At 72.4% G+C, this 20,335-nt stretch carries 16 protein-coding genes, 1 tRNA gene and 1 riboswitch; of the genes, 8 read left to right on the top strand and 9 right to left on the bottom strand.

Features of this window, described 5'->3' with window-relative positions; translation table 11 throughout:
- Positions 1–3: 3 nt before the first annotated feature.
- The gene (locus tag ACIO3O_RS06500; RefSeq protein ID WP_401742670.1) at positions 4–615 is read right to left on the bottom strand and encodes a flavin reductase family protein; all 612 of its coding nucleotides are present in this window, start codon (positions 613–615) and stop codon (positions 4–6) included.
- Positions 616–962: 347 nt separating this feature from the next.
- On the opposite strand from ACIO3O_RS06500, the gene cdgB reads away from it, so the two are divergent.
- A complete protein-coding gene (gene cdgB / locus ACIO3O_RS06495; RefSeq protein ID WP_401742667.1) occupies positions 963–2,663 on the top strand; it encodes a diguanylate cyclase CdgB in 1,701 nt (566 codons plus the stop codon).
- A gap of 132 nt (positions 2,664–2,795) precedes the next feature.
- Positions 2,796–3,779 (top strand): carbohydrate-binding protein, encoded by a 984-nt coding sequence (locus tag ACIO3O_RS06490; RefSeq protein WP_401742664.1) that lies wholly within the window; start codon positions 2,796–2,798, stop codon positions 3,777–3,779.
- A gap of 70 nt (positions 3,780–3,849) precedes the next feature.
- On the opposite strand, the gene ACIO3O_RS06485 is transcribed toward ACIO3O_RS06490, so the two are convergent.
- From ACIO3O_RS06485 to ACIO3O_RS06465, 5 genes are all read right to left on the bottom strand, one after another.
- A complete protein-coding gene (locus tag ACIO3O_RS06485) occupies positions 3,850–4,698 on the bottom strand; it encodes a ketose-bisphosphate aldolase (protein ID WP_401742661.1) in 849 nt (282 codons plus the stop codon).
- A gap of 592 nt (positions 4,699–5,290) precedes the next feature.
- Entirely contained in the window at positions 5,291–6,226 is a 936-nt protein-coding gene (locus ACIO3O_RS06480; RefSeq protein WP_401742658.1) for a 1-phosphofructokinase family hexose kinase, read from the bottom strand.
- Between the two features lie 166 nt (positions 6,227–6,392).
- The gene (gene nagA / locus ACIO3O_RS06475) at positions 6,393–7,556 is read right to left on the bottom strand and encodes an N-acetylglucosamine-6-phosphate deacetylase (RefSeq protein WP_401742656.1); all 1,164 of its coding nucleotides are present in this window, start codon (positions 7,554–7,556) and stop codon (positions 6,393–6,395) included.
- Entirely contained in the window at positions 7,556–8,578 is a 1,023-nt protein-coding gene (locus tag ACIO3O_RS06470; protein ID WP_401742653.1) for an ROK family protein, read from the bottom strand. The genes nagA and ACIO3O_RS06470 overlap by 1 nt, the downstream gene beginning before the upstream one ends.
- 917 nt (positions 8,579–9,495) lie before the next feature.
- Positions 9,496–10,401 (bottom strand): SIS domain-containing protein, encoded by a 906-nt coding sequence (locus ACIO3O_RS06465; protein ID WP_401742651.1) that lies wholly within the window; start codon positions 10,399–10,401, stop codon positions 9,496–9,498.
- Positions 10,402–10,664: 263 nt separating this feature from the next.
- Between ACIO3O_RS06465 and ACIO3O_RS06460 the strand changes: the two genes are divergently transcribed.
- The 4 genes from ACIO3O_RS06460 to ACIO3O_RS06445 all read left to right on the top strand — a co-directional run bounded on the left by ACIO3O_RS06460 (position 10,665) and on the right by ACIO3O_RS06445 (position 13,617).
- Entirely contained in the window at positions 10,665–11,942 is a 1,278-nt protein-coding gene (locus ACIO3O_RS06460; RefSeq protein ID WP_401742648.1) for an extracellular solute-binding protein, read from the top strand.
- 43 nt (positions 11,943–11,985) lie between these two features.
- Positions 11,986–12,291: a DUF3263 domain-containing protein gene (locus ACIO3O_RS06455; protein ID WP_401742645.1), complete on the top strand. Its 306-nt coding sequence runs from the start codon at positions 11,986–11,988 to the stop codon at positions 12,289–12,291.
- A gap of 372 nt (positions 12,292–12,663) precedes the next feature.
- Positions 12,664–13,497, top strand: a complete 834-nt coding sequence (gene otsB / locus ACIO3O_RS06450; protein WP_401742643.1) for a trehalose-phosphatase — start codon at positions 12,664–12,666, stop codon at positions 13,495–13,497.
- Positions 13,498–13,543: 46 nt separating this feature from the next.
- Positions 13,544–13,617 (top strand) — tRNA-Met (locus ACIO3O_RS06445).
- Between the two features lie 57 nt (positions 13,618–13,674).
- On the opposite strand, the gene ACIO3O_RS06440 is transcribed toward ACIO3O_RS06445, so the two are convergent.
- From ACIO3O_RS06440 to ACIO3O_RS06430, 3 genes are all read right to left on the bottom strand, one after another.
- Positions 13,675–15,096 carry a trehalose-6-phosphate synthase gene (locus ACIO3O_RS06440; RefSeq protein ID WP_401742641.1) on the bottom strand — a complete coding sequence of 474 codons (1,422 nt, stop codon included), beginning with the start codon at positions 15,094–15,096 and terminating at the stop codon, positions 13,675–13,677.
- A gap of 109 nt (positions 15,097–15,205) precedes the next feature.
- Positions 15,206–17,023, bottom strand: coding sequence for a hypothetical protein (locus ACIO3O_RS06435; protein WP_401742639.1), 1,818 nt, complete (start codon positions 17,021–17,023; stop codon positions 15,206–15,208).
- A gap of 73 nt (positions 17,024–17,096) precedes the next feature.
- Positions 17,097–18,044: a glucosyl-3-phosphoglycerate synthase gene (locus ACIO3O_RS06430; protein WP_401742636.1), complete on the bottom strand. Its 948-nt coding sequence runs from the start codon at positions 18,042–18,044 to the stop codon at positions 17,097–17,099.
- Positions 18,045–18,218: 174 nt separating this feature from the next.
- Positions 18,219–18,347, top strand: a riboswitch (SAM riboswitch).
- A 15-nt stretch (positions 18,348–18,362) separates the two neighbouring features.
- On the opposite strand from ACIO3O_RS06430, the gene thrC reads away from it, so the two are divergent.
- Both thrC and ACIO3O_RS06420 read left to right on the top strand, forming a co-directional pair.
- Positions 18,363–19,649 (top strand): threonine synthase, encoded by a 1,287-nt coding sequence (thrC, locus tag ACIO3O_RS06425; protein ID WP_401742633.1) that lies wholly within the window; start codon positions 18,363–18,365, stop codon positions 19,647–19,649.
- A gap of 35 nt (positions 19,650–19,684) precedes the next feature.
- The gene (locus ACIO3O_RS06420) at positions 19,685–19,960 is read left to right on the top strand and encodes a MoaD/ThiS family protein (protein ID WP_189822116.1); all 276 of its coding nucleotides are present in this window, start codon (positions 19,685–19,687) and stop codon (positions 19,958–19,960) included.
- The last annotated feature ends 375 nt before the right edge of the window (positions 19,961–20,335 follow it).

Below are 20,335 nucleotides of genomic sequence, written 5' to 3'. Positions count from 1 at the left end.
CTGTTAGGCGAGCTGCCGGTACTTGCCCCGGAAGTACGTCAGCGGGCCGCCCTCCGCGCTGGGGAGTTCCACGGCCAGCACGCGGCCGATGACCAGGGTGTGGTCGCCCGCCACCACCGTCTGTTCCGTACGGCACTCCACCACCGCCAGCGAACCCCCCACCAGCGGCGCCCCCGACACCTCGCCGCGCTTCCACGCGATGTCCTCGAAGAGCAGACGGTCGCTCAGCCGGCCCTTCATCGCGAACCGGCCCGCGATGTGCCGCTGGCTCTCCGACAGGAGGGAGACCGCCCAGAGGGGCTGCTCGGCCAGGAGGTCGTCCATCCGGGAGCCGTTGCGCAGGCTGATCATCACCAGCGGCGGGTCGAGGGACACCGACATGAAGGCCGTCGCGGTCATCCCGACGTCCTCGCCGCGCGGACCGCCGTCCTCGTCGTGGGCCGTCACCAGCGTCACGCCCGCCGTGAAGCGGGACATCGCGGCCCGGAACTCGTCATCGCTCACCCCCTCAGGATGGGGGATCAGGGACGGGCGGGGTGAAGGGAGGGCGCTTTGGGGGCTTTGCGGGGTGGCTTCAGTCGTCTGCAACACATGATCAACGCTAGGCGGGACCATGCCCCGGGCACATCGGGCATAGGGACCAGACGGGACCTAGGTCCCCCCGCCGGTCGCGGGCCGTCCCCTCCCGCCGGTCGCGGGCCGTTCCCGCCCCCGGACGCCCGAACGTCATCCTCCGTTCGCCGCCCGTTTTCGGCCACACGGGTGCTCTCAGCAGTGCGGGAGCGCTCCCACGCGCGAAACATCAACTTCCGCTATCTGTCTGTGACTTGAGTCACAGAGGGAAGTAATTGTTGACCCTGTGTACCGAGAGGGCAGCGCGCTGTGATTCAGTGGCGGTGGCAATCGGACGATGAGAAGCCTGGAGTTGCTGTCGTTGCTGTCGAGGTCTCGGGGAGCGGGTCATGGAGGCCGAGTCGGAGCCGTACGTCCGTCTTGCGACCCTGCGGCAACTGCACCAGGTGGTCGCTGACCTCAACACCGCACGCAGTCTTTCCGACACCGTGCAGGCCGTCGCCGACGGCATCGTCACCGGTCTCGGGTACGAGCTGGCGTGTGTGAATCTCGTACGTCCTGACGGCGACCTGGTGGTGGCCGCGTTCGCGGGAAACACCGCGGCGGAGGCCCTGATCACCGGGCGCGTCGGATCGCGCGGGTCGTGGGAGCGGCGGCTGTCGATGGGGGAGCGTTGGGGCGCCCTCCACTTCATCCCGCACCACGAGGGCTGGGTGCTGATGGAGGACGACGTCCCGCAGTGGCACACCGAAGGCCCCGACCCGCGGTTCGCCGACGAGTGGCACCCGAGCGACCGCCTGTACGCGCCCATGTACGCCTCCGGCGGCGACGGCGAGCTGATCGGGGTCATCTCCGTGGACCGGCCGCGCGGCGGGCGGCGGCCCGGCGCGTGGGGGCAGGAAGCGCTCACGATGTACGCCTCCCAGGCCGCCATCGCCATCATCAACGCCCGCCTCAGGTCGAACATGCAGCGCGCCCTGGTCCGCCTGGAGCGCGAGCAGCAGGCCCTGCGCGCCAGTGAGGAATCCTTCCGCCAGGCCTTCGAGTACGCGCCCAGCGGCATGGCCATCGCCGAGATGGGCGGCGACCAGCACGGCCGTCTGCTGCGCACCAACGACGCGCTCTGTCGCCTGTTGGGCCGTCCCGCGTCCGCCATGCGCCGCTACTCCTTCGCCGACCTCGTCCACCACGAGGACGTCGGGACGCTGCTGCGTACGTCGGCGGAGGGCGGCCGCGCCGAGCTGCGCCTCCAGCGGCGCGACGGCAGCTATGTCTGGGTCAACCTGCGCAACTCCGTGGTCGCCGACACCGCCGACGGCCCCCGCTTCCTGCTCACGCACGTCGAGGACATCGAGGAGCGCAAGCGCCACGAGCTGCACCTCGCGCACCGCGCGTCCCACGACTCCCTCACCGGCCTGCCCAACAGCGCCGAGCTGAGGGCCCGCCTCTCCGCCCGCCTGTGCCGCCGGCCGCACGCCGTACGCGCGACGGCGGTGGAGGCGCTGGACGCCGCGTACGACGGTGCGTACGACCAGGGGCTGACGTACGACGACGGCACCGTGGCGTACGACGACGGCTTCTACGGCGATCCGATGGGCGAGGGCGACCCCGGTCTCTACGACCACCACGTGCACACGGTCGCACCTCAGGAGGGTGCGGGGGAGGGTGCTTCCGGCCACCCCGACGACGGCCAGAAGGGGCTCGCGGTCCTGTTCTGCGACCTGGACGGCTTCAAGTCCATCAATGACCGTTTCGGGCACCAGGCCGGTGACGCGGTTCTGATCGAAGTCGCCCGACGTCTGACCACGTGTGTCCGGGACGGTGACACTGTCGCGCGTCTCGGCGGCGACGAGTTCGTGGTGCTGGCGGACGGGCTGGGGAGCGCGGACGCGGCGGATCTCGCGGTGCGGCTGCGGAACGCGATCATTCCGCCGATCCGGGTGGACGGGCGCGCGGTCCGGGTGGGCGCCAGCTTCGGCATCGGGTGGGCGGAGTGCGGGATGACGGTGGAGGAGGTCCTCCAGTCCGCCGACCAGCGGATGTACATCGAGAAGCGGTCGCGGTCGAAGGTGCACAGGCGGGCGGGGTAGTTCCGCGCGCGCTTCTTCCCGCCTCCGTCCGCGTCCATGCTGTGGTCAACATCCCGGAGGCCGTTCGCCCGCACCAGGTAGGCTCGCCCGGTCGGCGACGCTGGCGGGAACATGGTGAGGAGTGACGCTGGGATGACGGCCGGGAACAACGGCACGGGCACGACCGAGGACGACGATCCGTTCGGCTACCTCTACGAGGACGGACGTGCGGCGGGCGCTCAGCCGCCGAGCTCGGGCGGCGGCTACGGCTACCCGGGACCGAACTCGCGCAGCGGGGTCCCCAGGACGTCGTACAACCAGGTCCGGGCAGTCGGCGAGCGCCAGTACGGGCAGCAGGCCCAGCAGGGCGGCCAGCAGGCCACGCAGGCCTTCCCGCAGCAGGGGCAGCAGCCGTACGGACAGCCCAACGCGCACTACGCGGCCCCGGAGACCCAGCCGGGCGGAGCCCCCAACGGTCCGGCTCCGTACCAGGGCGACCCGCGCGGTGGCGGTCGCGGTCGCGGCCCCAACACCAAGGGGCTGCTGATCGGCGCGATCGCGGTGGTCGCGGCGGTGGTGATCGGCATCGGCGTGGCGCTGCTGGGCGGCGACGACGACAAGAAGGACGAGGCGGCCGACAAGGGCGGCGCAACGTCCGGCCAGGAGCAGAAGCCGTCGCCGACGACGCAGCCGACCGAGGGCGAGAAGCCGTCGGCGGAGCTGCCGAAGTCGGATGCGGCGATGCTCCAGTTGTCGACGGGGCTGAGCGCGGTGAAGGACGTGCCGGGCGCGAAGTCGGAGTCGGGGACGTACGTGCCGCTGAGCGCCCCCAACTCGTCGGCGACGTGGACGGCGAAGGTGCCGTCGGCCGGCAAGTACACGCTGTCGGTCAACTACGGCATCCCGGGCCAGGACGCCAAGGCGGACCTCACGGTCAACGGCAAGCCGCACGGGACCGGCGTGAACATGAAGAACTTCGGGGGCACTCCGGCCGGGGACTGGGCGAAGGGCTGGCAGAGCACCTACTCCTTCGTGAACCTCAAGGAGGGCGACAACACCTTCGTGATCTCCTGCCCGGCGGGCTGCCAGGCGAATCTGGCGAGCCTCTCGCTGGAGCAGGGCCACAGGGGCAACTGACGCCGTCGTACCGCGAGAGGGCCCTTGCCGGAACAGCGATGTTCCGGCAAGGGCCCTCTTCTCGCATCCGCTACGCGACCGTCCGCAGGAAGTGCGCCACCGTCGCCGCCATCGCGTCGCGCCCCGGGGCGATGTACTTGCGGGGATCGACGGTGGTGGGGTGCGCCTCCAGGTACTCCCGTACGGCCCCGGAGAAGGCCGTGTTGAGGGCCGTACCGACGTTGATCTTGACCATTCCGGCGGCGACCGCGCGGCGGATCTCCGTGTCGGGGACGCCCGAGGAGCCGTGCAGGACGAGCGGGACCGGGACGGCCTCGCGGAGCTGTGCGATCAGCTCGTGGTCGAGGGCGGCGGTGCGCTCGGTCATGGCGTGCGAGGAGCCGACCGCGACGGCGAGGGCGTCGACGCCGGTGTCCGCGACGTACGTGGCGGCCTCCTGGGGGTCGGTCCTCACCCCGGGGGCGTGCGCGTCGAGCGCGGCCTCCCCTTCCTTCCCGCCGACCTTGCCGAGCTCGGCCTCGATCCAGATGCCGCGCTGGTGCCCCCAACGGACGGCTTCCGCCGTGGCCTTGACGTTGTCGTCGTAGCTCAGCTTCGACGCGTCGAACATCGCGGAGCTGAAGCCCGCCTCGTGGGCGGCGTGCAGCAGCTCCACCGAGACGACGTGGTCGAGGTGGAGGGAGAGCGGGGCGGAGGACGCGCGGGCGACGGCGGCGGCCGCGGCGGCGATGGCGAGGACGTTGCCGCCGTGGAACTTCACGGCGTTCTCGGAGACCTGGAGGACGGCGGGGGCGCCCGCCTCCTCGGCTCCGGCGGCTATCGCTTCGGCGTGCTCCAGGGTGATGACGTTGAACGCGGCGAGGGCACGGCCCTCGGTGGTGGCGCCGGTGATGAGCTCACCGGTGGTGACGAGCGGCATGCGGGCTTCCTGTTCTGGGCGCGGGGCTGTACTGGATGTGCGGCTCTGCCCCGTCAGGGGCGCGGGGCTGTTTCGATGTGCGGCTCCGCCGCGCGGGGCGCCCCGTCAGGGGCGCGGGGAACTGCGCGACCAGCCACGACGCACCCGCACGGCCCCGTGCAATGGCCGCGCGGCGAGCGCTTTAGGTGGAGGGGTGGGTCTGGGGCCTCTCTGCCTGGGCGGCGCGGGGCTTCTGCGTCCGGTACGGGGGTGGGCCGGGGCCCCTTTGGGCGGGCGTCCGGCGGGGGGCTTGGCCTCGGGCCGGTACGGGGCTGGGCCGGTGGCGAGAGGGCCGGAACCGGGCGGGGCCGGTGTCGGGTGGGCCGCCCCCTTGCCCGCCCGTTCCGCCCCCTTGGGGCGGCCCCGTCGCCCAAGGGGACGGGGCGGCGAGAGGCGGAGCCAAGGGGGTGGGGCGGCACAGGGCGGAGCCCGAGAGGGCGGGGGCGGAGCCCGAGAGGGCGGGGGCGGCGTCCGAGAGGGTGGGGGTGGAGCCCGAGAGGGCGGGGCGGCAGAGGGTGGAGCCCAAAGGGGGGTGTGGTGGGGGTGGGAGGGGTCATGAGGGGGTGAGGGGGTGTTCGGTGACCTTGATCTCCGGGAGGAGGGACTCGTACACCGAAGCGGAGAATTCGCCCGCCGCCGGTGCCGCGACCGTCGCCGCCGAGAGGGCGACCGCGCGGGCCAGGCGGGCGGGCCAGGGGAGGTGGGAGACCAGGCCCGAGAGGAGGCCCGCGACGGCGGAGTCGCCCGCGCCCGTGGGGTTGCCCCGGATGAGGGCGGGCGGGGCGGCCTGCCAGGTGCCCGTGTCCGTGGTGGCGAGGATGCCGTCCGGGCCCAGCGAGGCGACCACCGCCCGGGCCCCCTTGCGGCGGGCGTCCGCCGAGGCCGTGGCGGGGTCGCGGGAGCCGGTGAGCTGGAAGAGCTCGTCGGCGTTCGGCTTGATCAGGTCGGGGCGGGCGGCGAGGCCCCGCAGCAGGGGCTCGCCGCTGGTGTCCAGGAGGACCGGGACCCCGGCGGCCCTGGCCCGGCGGACCAGGTCGGCGTACGCGCCCACGTGGACGCCCGGCGGCAGGCTGCCGCAGAGGGCGACGGCCTCGGCGCCGGTCAGCAGGGACTCGTACGAGAGGAGGAAGGACTCCCACTCGGCGGGGGAGACGGTCGGCCCGGGCTCGTTCAACTGGGTGGTGTCGCCGGTGGATTCGTCGACGACGGCGAGCGTGCGGCGCGTCTCGCCGGTGATGGGGACGAGCGCGTCGACGGGCCGTTCGGCGGCCAGGAGCGAGCGCAGGACGTCACCGGTGGGGCCGCCCGCGAAGCCGGTGACGACCGTGTCGTGGCCGAGGGCGGACAGCACACGGGCCACGTTCAGGCCCTTGCCGCCCGGGCGCTGGGTGACGCGGGTGACGCGGTGCGAGGCGTGCGGGACGAGTTCGGGGACGTGGTGGGTGAGGTCGAGTGCGGTGTTCAGCGTGACGGTGAGGATCGTGGCCATGATCCGCGTCCACCCCCAAGGTCCCCGAGGTTCAAAGCGCCGAAGCTTAGAAAGCGCTTTCTGTCTGGCCTACCAGGGGGATCATGCCAAAAGAAGAGTGGCTGGCCCAGGGGTGCGGGCCAGCCACTTCACATCAATGCGCGGGGGAAATCACCCCACTTGGGAACTATCCGGGCTCAACCACCCATGCGCCCTTGCGCATCACCCCGACGATCGCGAAGTCCGCGTCGAGCACCACGAGGTCCGCGTCCTTGCCCGGGTCGAGCGAGCCGACCCTGTCGTCCACGCCCAGCAGGCGGGCCGGGTTGGCGGACAGCGAGCGCACCGCGTCGTCGACCGACAGGCCGTCGATGGTCACCGAGCGGCGGAAGGCCGTGTCCAGGGTGAGGGTCGAGCCCGCGATGGAACCGCCCTCGACCAGGCGCGCGACACCGTCCTTGACCTCGACGGCGAGCGGGCCGAGCTCGTAGTGGCCGTCCCCGAAGCCCGCCGCGTCCATCGCGTCGGTGATCAGCGCGACGCGGTCGGCGCCCGCGTGGTGGTACGCGAGCTGGAAGGAGCCCGGGTGCAGGTGGGTGCCGTCGTTGATCAGCTCGATGGTGATCCGCTCGTCCTCCAGCAGGGCGACGATCGGGCCCGGCGTGCGGTGGCCGATGGCGGGCATCGCGTTGTAGAGGTGGGTGGCGACGGTGGCGCCCGCGTCGATGGCGGCGACGGTCTGCTCGTACGTCGCGTCCGTGTGCCCGATCGCGGCGATCACGCCGCTGTCGGCCAGCAGGCGTACGGAGTCCAGGCCGCCCGGCAGCTCGGTGGCCAGGGTGAACATCTTGGCCGTGCCGTGCGCGGCGTCCATCAGCTTGCGCACGTCCGCCGGGTCGGGGTCGCGCAGCAACGCCTCGCTGTGCGCGCCCTTGCGGCAGGGGGAGATGAACGGGCCCTCGAAGTGGATGCCCGCCAGGTCGCCCTGCTGGACGATCTCGGCGAGGAGCGCGGCGCGGCCGGCCAGCACGTCCATGTCGTCGGTGACGGTGGAGGCGACCATCGTGGTCGTGCCGTGCCTGCGGTGCGTCTCGACCGCGGTGAGGACCTCCTCCGGGGTGCCGGAGGTGAAGGACGCGCCGCCGCCGCCGTGGACGTGCATGTCCACGAAGCCGGGGACGATCCAGTGGCCGGAGAGGTCCCGCGCGGGGGCGGTGGCGGCGGAGTCGGGGAGCGCTCCCGCGATCCTCGTGCCGTCGACGATGACCCGGCCGCCGTCGACGGTGCCGGTGGGGAGCACCACCTTGGCGCCGGACAGGACGTGGACATCGCTGCCCTTGCTGCTGGTCATCAGTCGGATACCTCCGTGGGGGCCATGACGTCGGTGTGCATGGCGTGGGTGTGGGGGTGGTTCTGGGGGGCTTCTCGGGGGTCTTGAGGAGTGCTGCCGTTGTACGCGGCCAGCAGGTCCCAGGCGAGGAGGCCCGCGCCGAGGCACCCGGCCGTGTCGCCGAGGGCGGCCGGGACGATCGTCGGCAGCTGCTGGAAGGTGACGCGCTGCTCGACGGCCTCGCGCAGGGGCACGAACAGGGTCTCCCCGGCTTCGGCCAGTCCGCCACCCACGATGATCGTGCGCGGGTCGAGAAGAGTGAGCGCGGTGACGAGGCCGTCGGCGAGGGCGTCGACGGCGTCCTGCCAGACGGCTACGGCCTTCGGATCCTTGGCCTCGACGGCCTTCGCGCAGTCGGCGGCGTCGGCGTCCGGGTCGCCCGTCGCCTGTGCCCAGGCGAGGGAGACGGCGGAGGCGGAGGCGTACCGCTCCAGGCAGCCGCGCTGGCCGCAGCCGCAGTCGACGCCGCCGGGGCGCACGACGATGTGCCCGATCTCGCCCGCGTTGCCGTGGGCGCCCTCCTCGATGCCGCCGTCGATGCCGATGGCGCCCGCGATGCCGGTGCCGAGCGGTACGAAGAGGAAGCGGTCGGTGCCCTTGCCCGCGCCGATGCGGCCCTCGGCGAGGCCGCCGGTGCGGACGTCGTGGCCGACGGCGACGGGGATGTCGCCGAGGCGCTCGCCGAGGAGGGTGCGCAGGGGGACGTCGCGCCAGCCGAGGTTGGCGGCGTACACGGCGACGCCCTTCTCGGCGTCGACGATGCCGGGGACGATGACGCCGGCGGCATCGGCGCTCGTGCCGAAGTGGGTCTCGCCGTGGGCGCGGAGGTCTGCGGCGAAGGCGAGGATCGACTCGACGACGGCGTCCGGACCGCGGTCCCGGCCGGTGGGGCGGCGGGCCTCGTGGAGGAGGGTGCCGTTGGGGGCGACCAGGGCGGCTTTCATGCCGGTGCCGCCTACATCGAGGGCGATGACGTGTTTCACGGGGTCAGTGTCGCGCGTCTGCCCTGAGAGGTCTAGTCCACTGCCTCTTCCCTGTGCGGCGGGGGTACGTTCCTGGGCCTTCTCCGGGGCGGAGGGCGTGGGGCTGTCCGGGCGCGCCCGGACGGCTCGCCGCCGTCGAGCCGTGCCCCTTCAACGGCGCGGGGCGGGTGCTGCACGTGCGACTCCGCCGCGTGGGCGCCCCTTCAGGGGCGCGGGGCTGTACCCGTCTGCGGCTCCGCCGCGCGGGCGCGACCAGACGCACTACCTCCGTGCCCCGCCAGGGGCGCGGGGAACTGCGCGAGCAACCACGACGCACCCGCACGGGACCGAGACCCACCACCACCTGCACGGGAACCTGTCCCCCTTGCCCCCGCGGGTTTAGGTGAAGGGGTGGGGCTGGGGACCCCCTTGCCCCGGCGGGGCGGGGCTGCGCGTGCCCGGCGCCGGGGGGTGGGCCAGGGCCCCTTGGGACGGGCGTCCGGCGGGGGGGGGCTTGGCCTTGGGCCGGTGCCGGGCTGGGCCGGTGGCGAGAGGGCCGGAACCGGGCGGGGCCGGTGTCGGGTGGGCCGCCCCCTTGCCCGCCCGTTCCGCCCCCTTGGGGCGGCCCCGTCGCCCAAGGGGGCGGGGCGGCAAGAGGCGGGGCCAAGGGGGCGGGGCGGCAAGAGGCGGAGCCAAGGGAGCGGGGCGGCAAGAGGCGGAGCCAAGGGGGCGGGGCGGACAGGCGGAGCCGAGGAGGCAGGGCGGCAAGAGGCGGGAGCCCAAGGGGGCAGCGCCCCCCCGGGGGGCTAGGGAACGGGGGGCCTGGGATCAGGGGGGGGCGGAGGCCCAGGGACCAGCGGGCACCCCAGCCCCCCGGGTGCGGGGGCCCGGTCAGGGGATCAGCGGGCACCCCAGCCCCCGGGGTGCGGGGGACCCGGTCAAGGAAGGATGACGCTGCGGGAGAGGTTGCGGGGGTGGTCCGGGTCGTAGCCCTTGGACTCGGCCAGGACCACCGCCAGCCGCTGCGCGCGGATCAGGTCCGCCATGGGGTCGGCCGAGGCGTGGGCGACGACCGTGCCGCCGACTCCTGCCACGTCCCCGGCCAGCCCCTCCGGCAGGGTGCCGAACATCCACGCCACCCGGTTCGGGCCGGTGATCGAGATCGGCCCGTGGCGGTACTCCATCGCCGGGTACGACTCGGTCCAGGCTCCGGCCGCCTCCCGCATCTTCAGGCCCGCCTCCTGCGCCAGCCCGTACGTCCAGCCCCGCCCCAGGAAGGTCCACTGCTCGGCGGAGGTGACGGTCTCGGGGAGCGGCTCGGTGACGGCGAGTTCGGCGTCGACGGCCGCCTCCGCCACCGTCTTGACCCCGTCCGCCAGCTTGCCCGTGCGCTCCAGGCCCGCCCGCAGGAAGGCGAGCGCGGTGGTGGCGAAGCGGGTCTGGACGACGGACTCCTCGTCGGCCCAGTCCAGGACGGCGACGGTGTCCGCCGCGGTCATGATCGGGGTGGTCGGGTCGCCGGTGAGGGCGAGCGTGGGGACCGTGCCGCGGACCTCGCCGAGCAGGGCCAGCACCTCGCTGGTCGTACCGGAGCGAGTGATTGCCACCACACGGTCGTAGGAGCGGCCCACCGGGAATTCGGACGACGCGAAGGCGTCCGTCTCGCCCTGGCCGGACGCCTCGCGCAGCGCCGCGTACGCCATGGCCATGAACCAGGAGGTGCCGCAGCCGGTGACCGCAACGCGCTCACCAGGCAGGGGAAGCCCCTCGAAGTCGGCCGCGTACTCGGCGGCGCGCCGCCAACAGGTCGGCTGGGTGGCTATCTCAACTGCGGTGCGGGACATGCGCGACGGCTCCTAGAACACGGACGAACACGGGGATGACCTTGCTGCCGCCCTGCTTAGCAGGCCGTGCGCGATTTGCGGAAGGTGTTGCGGAAGAGATACCCAAGTGGTGTAGACCTCGCGCTCGCGCATGAGCCAAAATCACAACTCATGTGGAAAAGGGCGTAGGTGGGACACGCGGGGCCCCACAAGGGCACGTGGACATCAACGCACATATCAACGTCAACAAGCGGCAAATCGGGCAATAGAGGGTGGAACGGGCTGTGCAGCGGCGCTACTTGGGTCTGACCGCGGCAGTCGCCGCACTCGCGACGGCGATATCGGTCTCCGGCTGCGGAAGCGTCGGCGGCTCGGGCGGTGACGTCACCCTCAAGCTGGTGGCCGCCGACTACAACCTCGACGGCGGCGACGGCACCAAGAAGTACTGGGACAGGCTGGCCGAGAAGTTCGAGGCGAAGAACCCCGGCATCAAGGTCGACGTACAGATCTACTCCTGGGACGACGTCGACAGCAAGGTCGCCGCGATGGTGAAGGCGAACGAGGCCCCCGACCTGGCCCAGATCGGCGCGTACGCCGACTACGCGGCCGCGGGCAAGCTCTACTCCGCGAACGACATGCTCTCCATCCCGGTCCAGGCCAACTTCCTGGACTCCCTCGCCCAGGACGGCAAGTTCGACCGCATCCAGTACGGGCTGCCCTTCATCGGCAGCACCCGCCAGCTCTTCTACAACAAGACCCTCTTCGAGAAGGCCGGCATCGCCGAGGCCCCGGAGACCTGGGACGAGCTGGCCGCCGACGCGAAGAAGCTCAAGGCCAAGGGCGTGCCCACCCCGTTCGCGCTGCCGCTGGGCCCCGAGGAGGCCCAGGCGGAGACCCTGAACTGGATGCTGGCGGGCGGTTCCGGCTACGTCGACGACATCGGTACGTACATCATCAACTCGGCCGACAACATCAACGCGTTCCAGTTCCTCAAGAAGGAACTCGTCGCGCCCGGTCTGACCGGCCCCGTCGCCCCCGGCAAGCTCAACCGCAAGGCCGCCTTCGAGGCCTTCTCCAAGGGCCAGGTCGGCATGCTCAACGGCCACCCGTCGCTGATGCAGCAGGCCGAGAAGAACGGCGTGAAGTACGAGATGGCGCCGCTGCCCACCCCCAACGGCAAGAAGCGCCCCTCGATGGGCGTCGCCGACTGGATGATGGGCTTCAAGCAGAACGGCCACCGCAAGGAGATGGGCAAGTTCCTGGACTTCGTCTACAGCGACGAGAACGTCCTGGACTTCGCCGACGAGTTCGACCTGCTGCCGGTCACCCTGTCCGCCTCCGCGAAGATGGCGGGCGACAGCAAGCACCAGAAGCTGCACAAGTTCCTGGAGGCGCTGCCGAACGCCGTGTCGTACCCGGTCTCCAAGACCTCCTGGGCCGAGGTCAGCAGCAACATCAAGCAGCAGATCGGCACGGCCGTCGAGCCCTCGAACACCCCCGGCGCCGTCCTGGGCGTCCTGTCCCGCGAGGCCGCCGCCCTGGACAACGCGGCCCTGCGGTAGTCCGTCGCCTCCGCCGCCCGTCCCGTCGGCCTAGTCTGGACGCATGTCCGACCAGCAGCCGTACGAGGACGGGGGCAGCCCCTCCGGCACCCCCGCCGGCGCCCCTGCCGCCCTCCCCGCCGCCCCCTCGCTGTCCGCCCGCGAGCTGGCCGTGCTCGACGTCGAGAAGCGGGGGTGGCCCGGGCCGGGCGCCAAGGAGCGCGCCATCCGCGAGCAGCTCGGCATCTCGCCCACCCGGTACTACCAGCTCCTCAACGCCCTGCTGGACGACTCCCGCGCGTGGGAGCACGACCCCTCCACGGTGAAACGGCTGCGCAGGGTGCGGGACGAGCGGAGGGCTCGGCGCTAACCCCCGTAGCCCCCTGAGCCCCCGTAGCCCCCTGAGCCCCCTTGGGCGGCGGGGCCGCCCCCCGGGGGCGAGGGGGGTACCCCCTGCTCGAACGAAGTTGAGAGCTTGGGGGAGGGCGGGCAAGGGGGCGGCCCCTCCCGCTCCCGGCCCACCCGGGTGCCGCCCCCGCCCCAGCCCTGTGCCGGACGCGCCTCACCGCCAAGGCCCCGCCCCTTCACCTGAAGCGCTCGCCGGGCGGCCGGGTGGGTGGTTGCTCGCGCAGTTCCCCGCGCCCCTGGATGGCATGCCCTCCGGGCAGCCATCCCCGGCACCGGCCCCGCAAGGCCGGAACCCCCCGTTCACCCCGAGCCCCCGCTCGGTAGGCTCCCCGCCATGGACACTCTTCCCGAACCGTCCACCCCCGCCGGCCGCGACGCCCTCGCCGCCCTGCTCGCCGACCCCGCCCGCGCCCTGGTCGCCCTCGACTTCGACGGCACCCTCGCCGACATCGTCGCGGACCCCGAACAGGCCCGCGCCCACCCCGGCGCCGTCCCCGCCCTCGCCGCCCTGGCCCCGCACGTGGCCTCCGTGGCGATCGTCACCGGCCGCCCCGCGGGGGTGGCCGTGCGGTACGGCGGCTTCGCCGGGGTGCCCGCCCTGGAGCACCTCGTCGTCCTCGGCCACTACGGCGCCGAACGCTGGGACGCCCGCACCGGCACCGTCCGCGCCCCCGCCCCCCACCCCGGCCTCGCCGCCGCCCGTGCCGAGCTGCCCGGCGTGCTGGACGCGCACGGCGCCTGGCGCGGCACCTGGGTGGAGGAGAAGGGGCAGGCCGTCGCCGTCCACACCCGCCGCGCCACCGCCCCCGAAGCCGCCTTCGAGGCCCTGCGCGGCCCCCTCGCCGAGCTGGCCGCCCGCCACGACCTCCTCCTCGAACCCGGCCGACTCGTACTGGAGTTGAGGCCGCCGGGCGTCGACAAGGGCGTCGCGCTGGAGGCGTACGTACGCGAAGTGGGCGCCCGCTGCGTGCTCTACGCGGGCGACGACCTCGGCGACCTCCCCGCCTACGCGGCCGTCGAGAAACTCCGCTCCGACGGCGTCCCGGGCCTCCTCGTGTGCAGCGGCACCGCCATCCCCGAACTCGCCGACCAGGCAGACGTGTTGCTGCCGGGCCCGGCCGAGGTCACCGCCTTCCTGGCGGCCCTCGCCGAACGGGTCTCCGGATAATCGATTTCCCACCGCCGCCGAAACCCCGTACTGTCGTGTTCACCGACGCGGGGTGGAGCAGCTCGGTAGCTCGCTGGGCTCATAACCCAGAGGTCGCAGGTTCAAATCCTGTCCCCGCTACTAGCAGGCCGAAGGCCCGGAATCCCTTCCCAGGGACTCCGGGCCTTCGGTCGTTTCCTAGGCGCGCAGCGCCTCCAGCTGCTCCAGGAACCACTGCGCGGGCGGCAGCGCCGTCGCCGCCGCCGCGAGCCGCTTGGTCCGCTCGGCGCGCTCCCCGGGCTCCATCGTCAGGGCCTCGTGCAGGGCGTCGGCCGTGCCCACCACGTCGTACGGGTTCACCACGACCGCGTCCTCGCCCAGCTCCTCGTACGCCCCCGCCTCCCGCGACAGCACCAGCGCACAGCCCTCGTCGGAGACCACCGGGATCTCCTTGGCGACCAGGTTCATGCCGTCCCGGATCGGGTTCACCAGCGCCACGTCGGCGAGCCGGTACGCGGCCAGGGAGCGCGCGAAGTCGTCCTTCACGTGGAGCACGACCGGCGTCCAACCCTCCGTCCCGTAACGGGAGTTGATGTCGTCGGCGACCCGCTGCACCTCCTGCGTGTAGTCCCGGTACACCGCCAGGTCCTGCCGCGAGGGGTAGGCGAAGGCGATGTGCACGACCCGTTCCCGCCACTCGGGGCGGGTGTCGAGGAGGTGTCCGTACGCGAGTAGCCCGCGCACGATGTTCTTGGACAGTTCGGTGCGGTCCACGCGGACGATCGTGCGCCGGTCCGGGCCGCCGCCGACCTGCTCGCGCAGCGCCGCCAGCCGTTCCGCCACGTCGTCCCGGTGCGCCCGCTCCCGCAGGAAGTCGGCGTCCGCGCCCAGACCGTGCACCCCGATCCGCTTGCCGTCGAGCGCCTCCTCGCCCAGCACGCTCAGCGCGCACTGCGTGAACGCGTCCGCCCAGCGCCGGGTCAGGAAGGCCGCCCGGTCCGCGCCGAGGATGCCGCGCAGGAGCTGCTCGGCGATGTCGTCGGGGAGCAGGCGGAAGTAGTCCACCGGGGCCCACGGGGTGTGCGAGAAGTGGCCGATGCGCAGGTCGGGGCGCAGCTCGCGGAGCATGCCGGGGACCAGGCACAGGTGGTAGTCCTGCACGAGGACCGCCGCCCCCGGGGCCGCCGCCTCGGCGAGCGCCCGCGCGAAGGCCCGGTTGTACGTCTCGTACGCCGCCCACTGGCGACGGAACTCCGCGTCGAAGACCGGCTCCAGCGGGGTCTGGTACAGCAGGTGGTGCACGAACCACAGCACCGAGTTCGAGATGCCGTTGTACGCGTCGGCGTGCGTGTCCGCGTCGATGTCCAGCATCCGTACGCCCGGCTCGCCGACCCCGCGCCGGACCGCCTCCCGGTCGCCCTCGCCGAGCGCCGAGCACACCCACAGCGCGTCCGCGTCGGGTCCGATCGCGGACAGGCCCGAGACCAGCCCACCGCCGCCGCGCCTGGCGGTCAGTTCCCCGTCGTCGCCGAGGGCGTACGTCACCGGGCCCCTGTTGGAGGCGACGAGGATCTCGGCCTGGACGGGCTCGGGCTGCTCAGCGTCGTACGCGGAAGTCATGTGGCGAAACCTAGCCGGTAGGGATTCCCCTCAAACGTGCGTACGGCCGCACTCGACGGACGAGCACGGCCGCACGGCATTCCCGCGCACCCCGGTACGGCACTCCCGCTCACGGCCGGCGGCGGCTCCGGACCGAGACGGACGCCAGCACGCCGAGCCCGGCCAGCGTCAGCGCGCCCCCGGCCGCCACCCACAGCGCCCGGTCGTCGGGGCCGGTACGGGCCAGCTCATGGGCACCGGCGCTCTGCGCGGACGGCATCGGGCCCGGGTGCGGCCGGCCGCCGGGCTTCGTCCCGCCGCCGTGCCACCAGGAGCCGTGCCCGGTGGGCCTGCCGGTCGGCTTCCCGCCGTGGCCCGTCGGTTTGCCCGTGGGCTTCCCCGTCGGCTTGACCGGGCCCACCGTCGGTGTCACCACGCACGCCGGGTCCTTGCTGCCGGGCGGGCAGTTGGTGTTCCGGGTCGTCACGACCACGCCGTTGCGCAGCTTCCCGTCGCCCGACCTGGGCTTCGTCACCCGTACCGAGTAGGTGACCTCGGCCGTCGCCCCGGCCGGCACCGCCCCCGACCAGCGCAGCTTCGGGGCCTGGTACGTCACGGTCCCCAGCGAGGCCCGGGCGTCGCCCTGGTACACCGCGTCGTCGAGGTTGTCCGTCAGGTCGTCGGTGAAGTCCGCGCCGGGGTGGTCCAGGGTGCTCGTGTTGCGGGCCCGGACCGTGTAGCGGACCACATCGCCCGGGTGCGCCGACTTCGTGCTCGCCGTCTTGGAGTACTCCAGGTCGGGGATCGGCACGGACAGCGCCAGCGACTGCGGCACGTAGGTGTCCCCGGCGGTGGTGAAGGTCAGCGCCGTCGAGGTCGCACCCGGCGGAATTGCTCCGTCCGGCAGGTCGAACTCCTTGGCGTCGATGGACATGTTGGTGACCAGGTCGGGATCGAGGGAGCCGTCCGCGTGGCTGACGAAGAAGTTGTCCAGCGCACCGGTACGGCTCTCGGCGACCGGCAGGCCGCCCACCAGGAACCGGTCCCCCTTGTACGCGGCGTCGCCCTCGTACGCGGTGACGCTCGCCCGCGCCTTCACCCCGCCCAGCTTGCGGAAGCCCGCCACGGTGAGCGTGGTGTCCGGGTCGGAGGCGCCCTGGAAGACGTGGCCGCCGAAGACGTAGACGTGGCGGCGGTTGGGCGCGTGCTCCGGCTGCGGGGCGTCGTAGGCGTACACGACCGTCAGCGACCAGCCCGCCGAGCAGCCGAAGCCCTCGGTGGTCCAGATGTCGCCGACGCCGACCGTCAGCGGCTGCCCGGTGCCGGTCGTCCCGGCGAAGGCCCCGGTGACGTCGGCCTCCGCGGTGAAGAAGTGCGCGCCCCTCGCGTCGGCCGGGTCCTGCACCCGGAACTCAGGTACCACCGGGGTGGCGGGTCCGGTGCCCACCCGCAGCTTCGGCACCACGTCGTCCGGGCTGCCCGGGGTGGGGTCGGTCGGCTCGCTGAGGGCCCGGGAGTCGCAGCCGGGGTGCACGGCGCCGCGCGCGTACATGCTGCCGTTGTTGCCGCCCCAGAAGAGGCGCGCGTACGCGACCCGCGCGCCCGGCGGGATCACCAGCCGGCCGGTGCTGGAGCCGTGTGCCGGGTTCATGCCCGCGGTGTTGATCCGCCGCATCACGAAGCTGTTGTTGGACCCTTGGGCCCAGGCGCCGCTGGTCGCGTCGGCGCAGTCCTGGGCGTCGGCGGGGTTGGCGGCGCAGCCCAGCACCGTGTTGCCGATGGTCCGGAAGTCGCCGTACAGCGAGGCGTCGTACCGCTTGGCGAAGGGCTCGACGACCCCGGCGCGGGGTGCGGGAGCCGGGATGCGGGGCTGGGGGGCCGCTGCGGTGGTCAGGGCCGCGGCGGTGAGGAGCAGGGTCAGGGTGCTCCGGGGTCGGGTCAGTCGCATACGGCGAAAGCTAGCTACGCAGAGTTACGGAGCGGGGTGCGACGCGCGGTCCCGGGCCGGTTGTGGCAGCCGCTTACGCCGCATGCCGCGCCGCGTACTCCGCGATCTCCCGCATGGGCGGGCGCTCCTCGGTGTCCACAGGGTGTGTACGGGGGACGAAGCCGGAGCCGATCCGCTCGAACTGGGTGAGGGACGGACGTATCAAATGCCCCCGGGAGAGCCGGAGTTGGGCGGTGCGGTAGATCGCGGCGGCCATCCGGCCCAGCGCCTGGCCGTCCTGGTGGCGGTGGATGCGCACCCCCACGTCCACCTGGGCCAGCGCGTCCAGGCCGACCGTGTGCAGGGAGTCGATGAGCAGGCCGAGTTCGACCCCGTACCCGACGGGGAAGGGCAGGCGCTCCAGGAGGGAGCGGCGGGCCGCGTACTCGCCGCCCAACGGCTGGACGAATCCGGCCAGTTGGGGCCAGTGCAGGTTGAGCAGGGGGCGGGCCATCAGCTCGGTGACCCGGCCGCCCTGGCCCGCCGCGCCGTCGAGCGGGCGGTCGTAGGTGGCCTTCACGAACTGGAGGTGCGGGTCGGTGAGCAGCGGGCCGACGATGCCCGAGACGAACGAGGCGTCGAAGTCCTTCAGGTCCGCGTCCACGAAGCAGACGACGTCGCCCGTGGTGACCAGGAGTGAGCGCCACAGGACCTCGCCCTTGCCGGGCAGGGCGGGGACGCGCGGCAGGATCTCGTCCCGGTGCACCACCCGGGCGCCCGCCTCGGCGGCCGCCTTCGCGGTCTGGTCGGTGGAGCCGGAGTCGATCACCACCAGTTCGTCCACCAGGGGGAACGCGGGGCCCATCAGGTCCCGGCGGATCGTGGCGACGATCTCGCCGACCGTCGCCTCCTCGTTCAGGGCGGGCAGCACCACGCTGATGCTCTGCCCGTGGGCGGCCTTGGCGGCGAGGAGCTGCTCCGGCGGGCGGTCGGCGGCCGACCAGGACCGCGCCTGCAGCCAGCGCTCCACCTCTTCCAGCACGCCCGTCACTCCTGTCCCTGTGGTCGCTTTTGTGATCCATCTCGCGGTCCGGACGTCTGGCACACCCGTCCGGGGGTTCGGTTACAGTCTTGAACAACGCGGACGACCTGTGCATGTCGGGGTCGGAAGCGCACATAAACACTCGGCCCGCCTGTGCGGTCGCCGGAGTCATAGCGCTCATCCAGAGGGACAGAGGGAAACGGCCCGTTGAAGTCCCGGCAACCCCCCAGCCGACCGCGAGGTCAGGCCAGGAAGGTGCCAATTCCGTCTCGCGTACGAAAGTCGTCGCGGGGAAGATGAGGAAAGGACCTCGCCATCATGGCTGTGCAGACCACCGAAGCCGCAGTGAACACCGTTGACCTCGGCCCCGCCGCCGCCCTCTCCTGCCGCGAGTGCGGGGAGCGTTTCGAACTCGGTCCGATCTTCGCCTGCCAGCTCTGTTTCGGGCCGCTGGAAGTGGCGTACGACCTCCCCACCGACAGCCCCGAAGAGCTGAAGAAGCGCATCGAGGCCGGTCCGGACAACATCTGGCGCTATGCCCCGCTGCTGCCCGTCCCGGCCGACGTCGCCACCAAGCCCAGCCTGAACCCCGGCTTCACGAAGCTGGTCAAGGCGGACAATCTGGCGCGTGAACTGGGTGTCACCGGCGGCCTGTTCGTCAAGGACGACTCCGGGAACCCGACCCACTCCTTCAAGGACCGCGTCGTCGCGATCGCCGTCGAGGCCGCCCGCGCCTTCGGCTTCACCACCCTCTCCTGCTCCTCCACCGGCAACCTGGCCGGTGCGGTGGGCGCCGCCGCCGCCCGGGCCGGCTTCCGCTCCTGCGTGTTCATCCCGCACGACCTGGAGCAGGGCAAGGTCGTCATGGCCGCCGTGTACGGGGGCGAGCTGGTCGGCATCGAGGGCAACTACGACGACGTGAACCGCTTCTGCTCCGAGCTCATCGGCGACCCGCTGGGCGAGGGCTGGGGCTTCGTCAACGTCAATCTGCGCCCGTACTACGGCGAGGGGTCGAAGACGCTCGCGTACGAGATCTGCGAGCAGCTCGGCTGGCGGCTTCCGGACCAGATCGTCATCCCGATCGCCTCGGGTTCGCAGCTCACGAAGATCGACAAGGGCCTCCAGGAGCTGATCAAGCTCGGTCTGGTCGAGGACAAGCCGTACAAGATCTTCGGCGCCCAGGCGGAGGGCTGCTCCCCGGTGTCGACGGCCTTCAAGGCCGGTCACGACGTGGTCCGCCCGCAGAAGCCGAACACCATCGCCAAGTCGCTCGCCATCGGCAACCCGGCGGACGGCCCGTACGTCCTGGACATCGCCCGGCGCACCGGCGGGGCCGTCGAGGACGTGAACGACGAGCAGGTCGTCGACGCGATCAAGCTGCTGGCCCGCACCGAGGGCATCTTCGCGGAGACCGCGGGCGGCGTGACCGTCGGCGTGACGAAGAAGCTCATCGAGGCCGGGCTGCTGGACCCGACGCTGACCACCGTCGTCCTCAACACCGGCGACGGTCTCAAGACCCTGGACGCGGTGGCCCCGACCACCGGCCCCTCCGCGACCATCCGGCCGAGCCTGGACGCGTTCCGCGACGCCGGCCTGGCACGCTGAATCACCCCCGTACGTACGCAAGGAAGGCTGAACCCATGAGCGTCAAGGTCCGCATCCCCACCATCCTCCGCACGTACACCGGAGGCGAGGCCGAGGTGGCCGCCGAGGGTGCGACCCTCGCCGAGGTCATCGCCGACCTGGAGAAGAACCACACGGGCATCGCCGCCCGCGTCCTGGACGACCAGGGCAAGCTGCGCCGCTTCGTGAACGTGTACGTGAACGACGACGACGTCCGCTTCGAGAGCGGCCTGGAGACGGCCACCCCGGACGGCGCCGGCGTCTCGATCATCCCGGCCGTCGCCGGAGGCTGACCGCCCCTCGGCGTGCGCCCCCAACGCGCCCCGCGTTGACCCCAGTTGCCCCCTCCGCACACAAGCGGAGGGGGCAATTCTGCAGGGTTGAAAGGGGTAGAGTGGGGGAAGCCCCGGTCGCCGCCCATGCCCCGTGCATATGAGAAGGCGACAAGATGCGGCCCGTGTGTTCGAGCGATTTGCCGCCGATGCGCACGCTATGTCCGGCCCGACTTGCCCTGGAAATGCGGGAGTTGACCGATCCGGGCGTTCGATCCTGCCCAGAATTCTCGTCGGATTGACCTGTTGCAGAGGGCAGTTGGGCGGATACATTCAGCCGCGGTCGACGCGCTACGGCGCACACCTTCCGCGTTCCTGTCGGCGGGTGGGGTCTGA

It is taken from the genome of Streptomyces sp. NPDC087440 (assembly GCF_044744005.1).
Taxonomy (GTDB): domain Bacteria; phylum Actinomycetota; class Actinomycetes; order Streptomycetales; family Streptomycetaceae; genus Streptomyces.
Note: the sequence above shows the minus strand (reverse complement) of the source record. Positions and strands in the feature narration are given on the sequence as shown.

Bases quoted from the DNA above. Each gene is read 5' to 3' on its own strand.
- ACIO3O_RS06500 (WP_401742670.1), bottom strand. From the start codon at position 615: ATGGTCCCGCCTAGCGTTGATCATGTGTTGCAGACGACTGAAGCCACC.
- cdgB (WP_401742667.1), top strand. From the start codon at position 963: ATGGAGGCCGAGTCGGAGCCGTACGTCCGTCTTGCGACCCTGCGGCAA.
- ACIO3O_RS06490 (WP_401742664.1), top strand. From the start codon at position 2,796: ATGACGGCCGGGAACAACGGCACGGGCACGACCGAGGACGACGATCCG.
- ACIO3O_RS06485 (WP_401742661.1), bottom strand. From the start codon at position 4,698: ATGCCGCTCGTCACCACCGGTGAGCTCATCACCGGCGCCACCACCGAG.
- ACIO3O_RS06480 (WP_401742658.1), bottom strand. From the start codon at position 6,226: ATGGCCACGATCCTCACCGTCACGCTGAACACCGCACTCGACCTCACC.
- nagA (WP_401742656.1), bottom strand. From the start codon at position 7,556: ATGACCAGCAGCAAGGGCAGCGATGTCCACGTCCTGTCCGGCGCCAAG.
- ACIO3O_RS06465 (WP_401742651.1), bottom strand. From the start codon at position 10,401: ATGTCCCGCACCGCAGTTGAGATAGCCACCCAGCCGACCTGTTGGCGG.
- ACIO3O_RS06455 (WP_401742645.1), top strand. From the start codon at position 11,986: ATGTCCGACCAGCAGCCGTACGAGGACGGGGGCAGCCCCTCCGGCACC.
- otsB (WP_401742643.1), top strand. From the start codon at position 12,664: ATGGACACTCTTCCCGAACCGTCCACCCCCGCCGGCCGCGACGCCCTC.
- ACIO3O_RS06440 (WP_401742641.1), bottom strand. From the start codon at position 15,096: ATGACTTCCGCGTACGACGCTGAGCAGCCCGAGCCCGTCCAGGCCGAG.
- ACIO3O_RS06435 (WP_401742639.1), bottom strand. From the start codon at position 17,023: ATGCGACTGACCCGACCCCGGAGCACCCTGACCCTGCTCCTCACCGCC.
- thrC (WP_401742633.1), top strand. From the start codon at position 18,363: ATGGCTGTGCAGACCACCGAAGCCGCAGTGAACACCGTTGACCTCGGC.
- ACIO3O_RS06420 (WP_189822116.1), top strand. From the start codon at position 19,685: ATGAGCGTCAAGGTCCGCATCCCCACCATCCTCCGCACGTACACCGGA.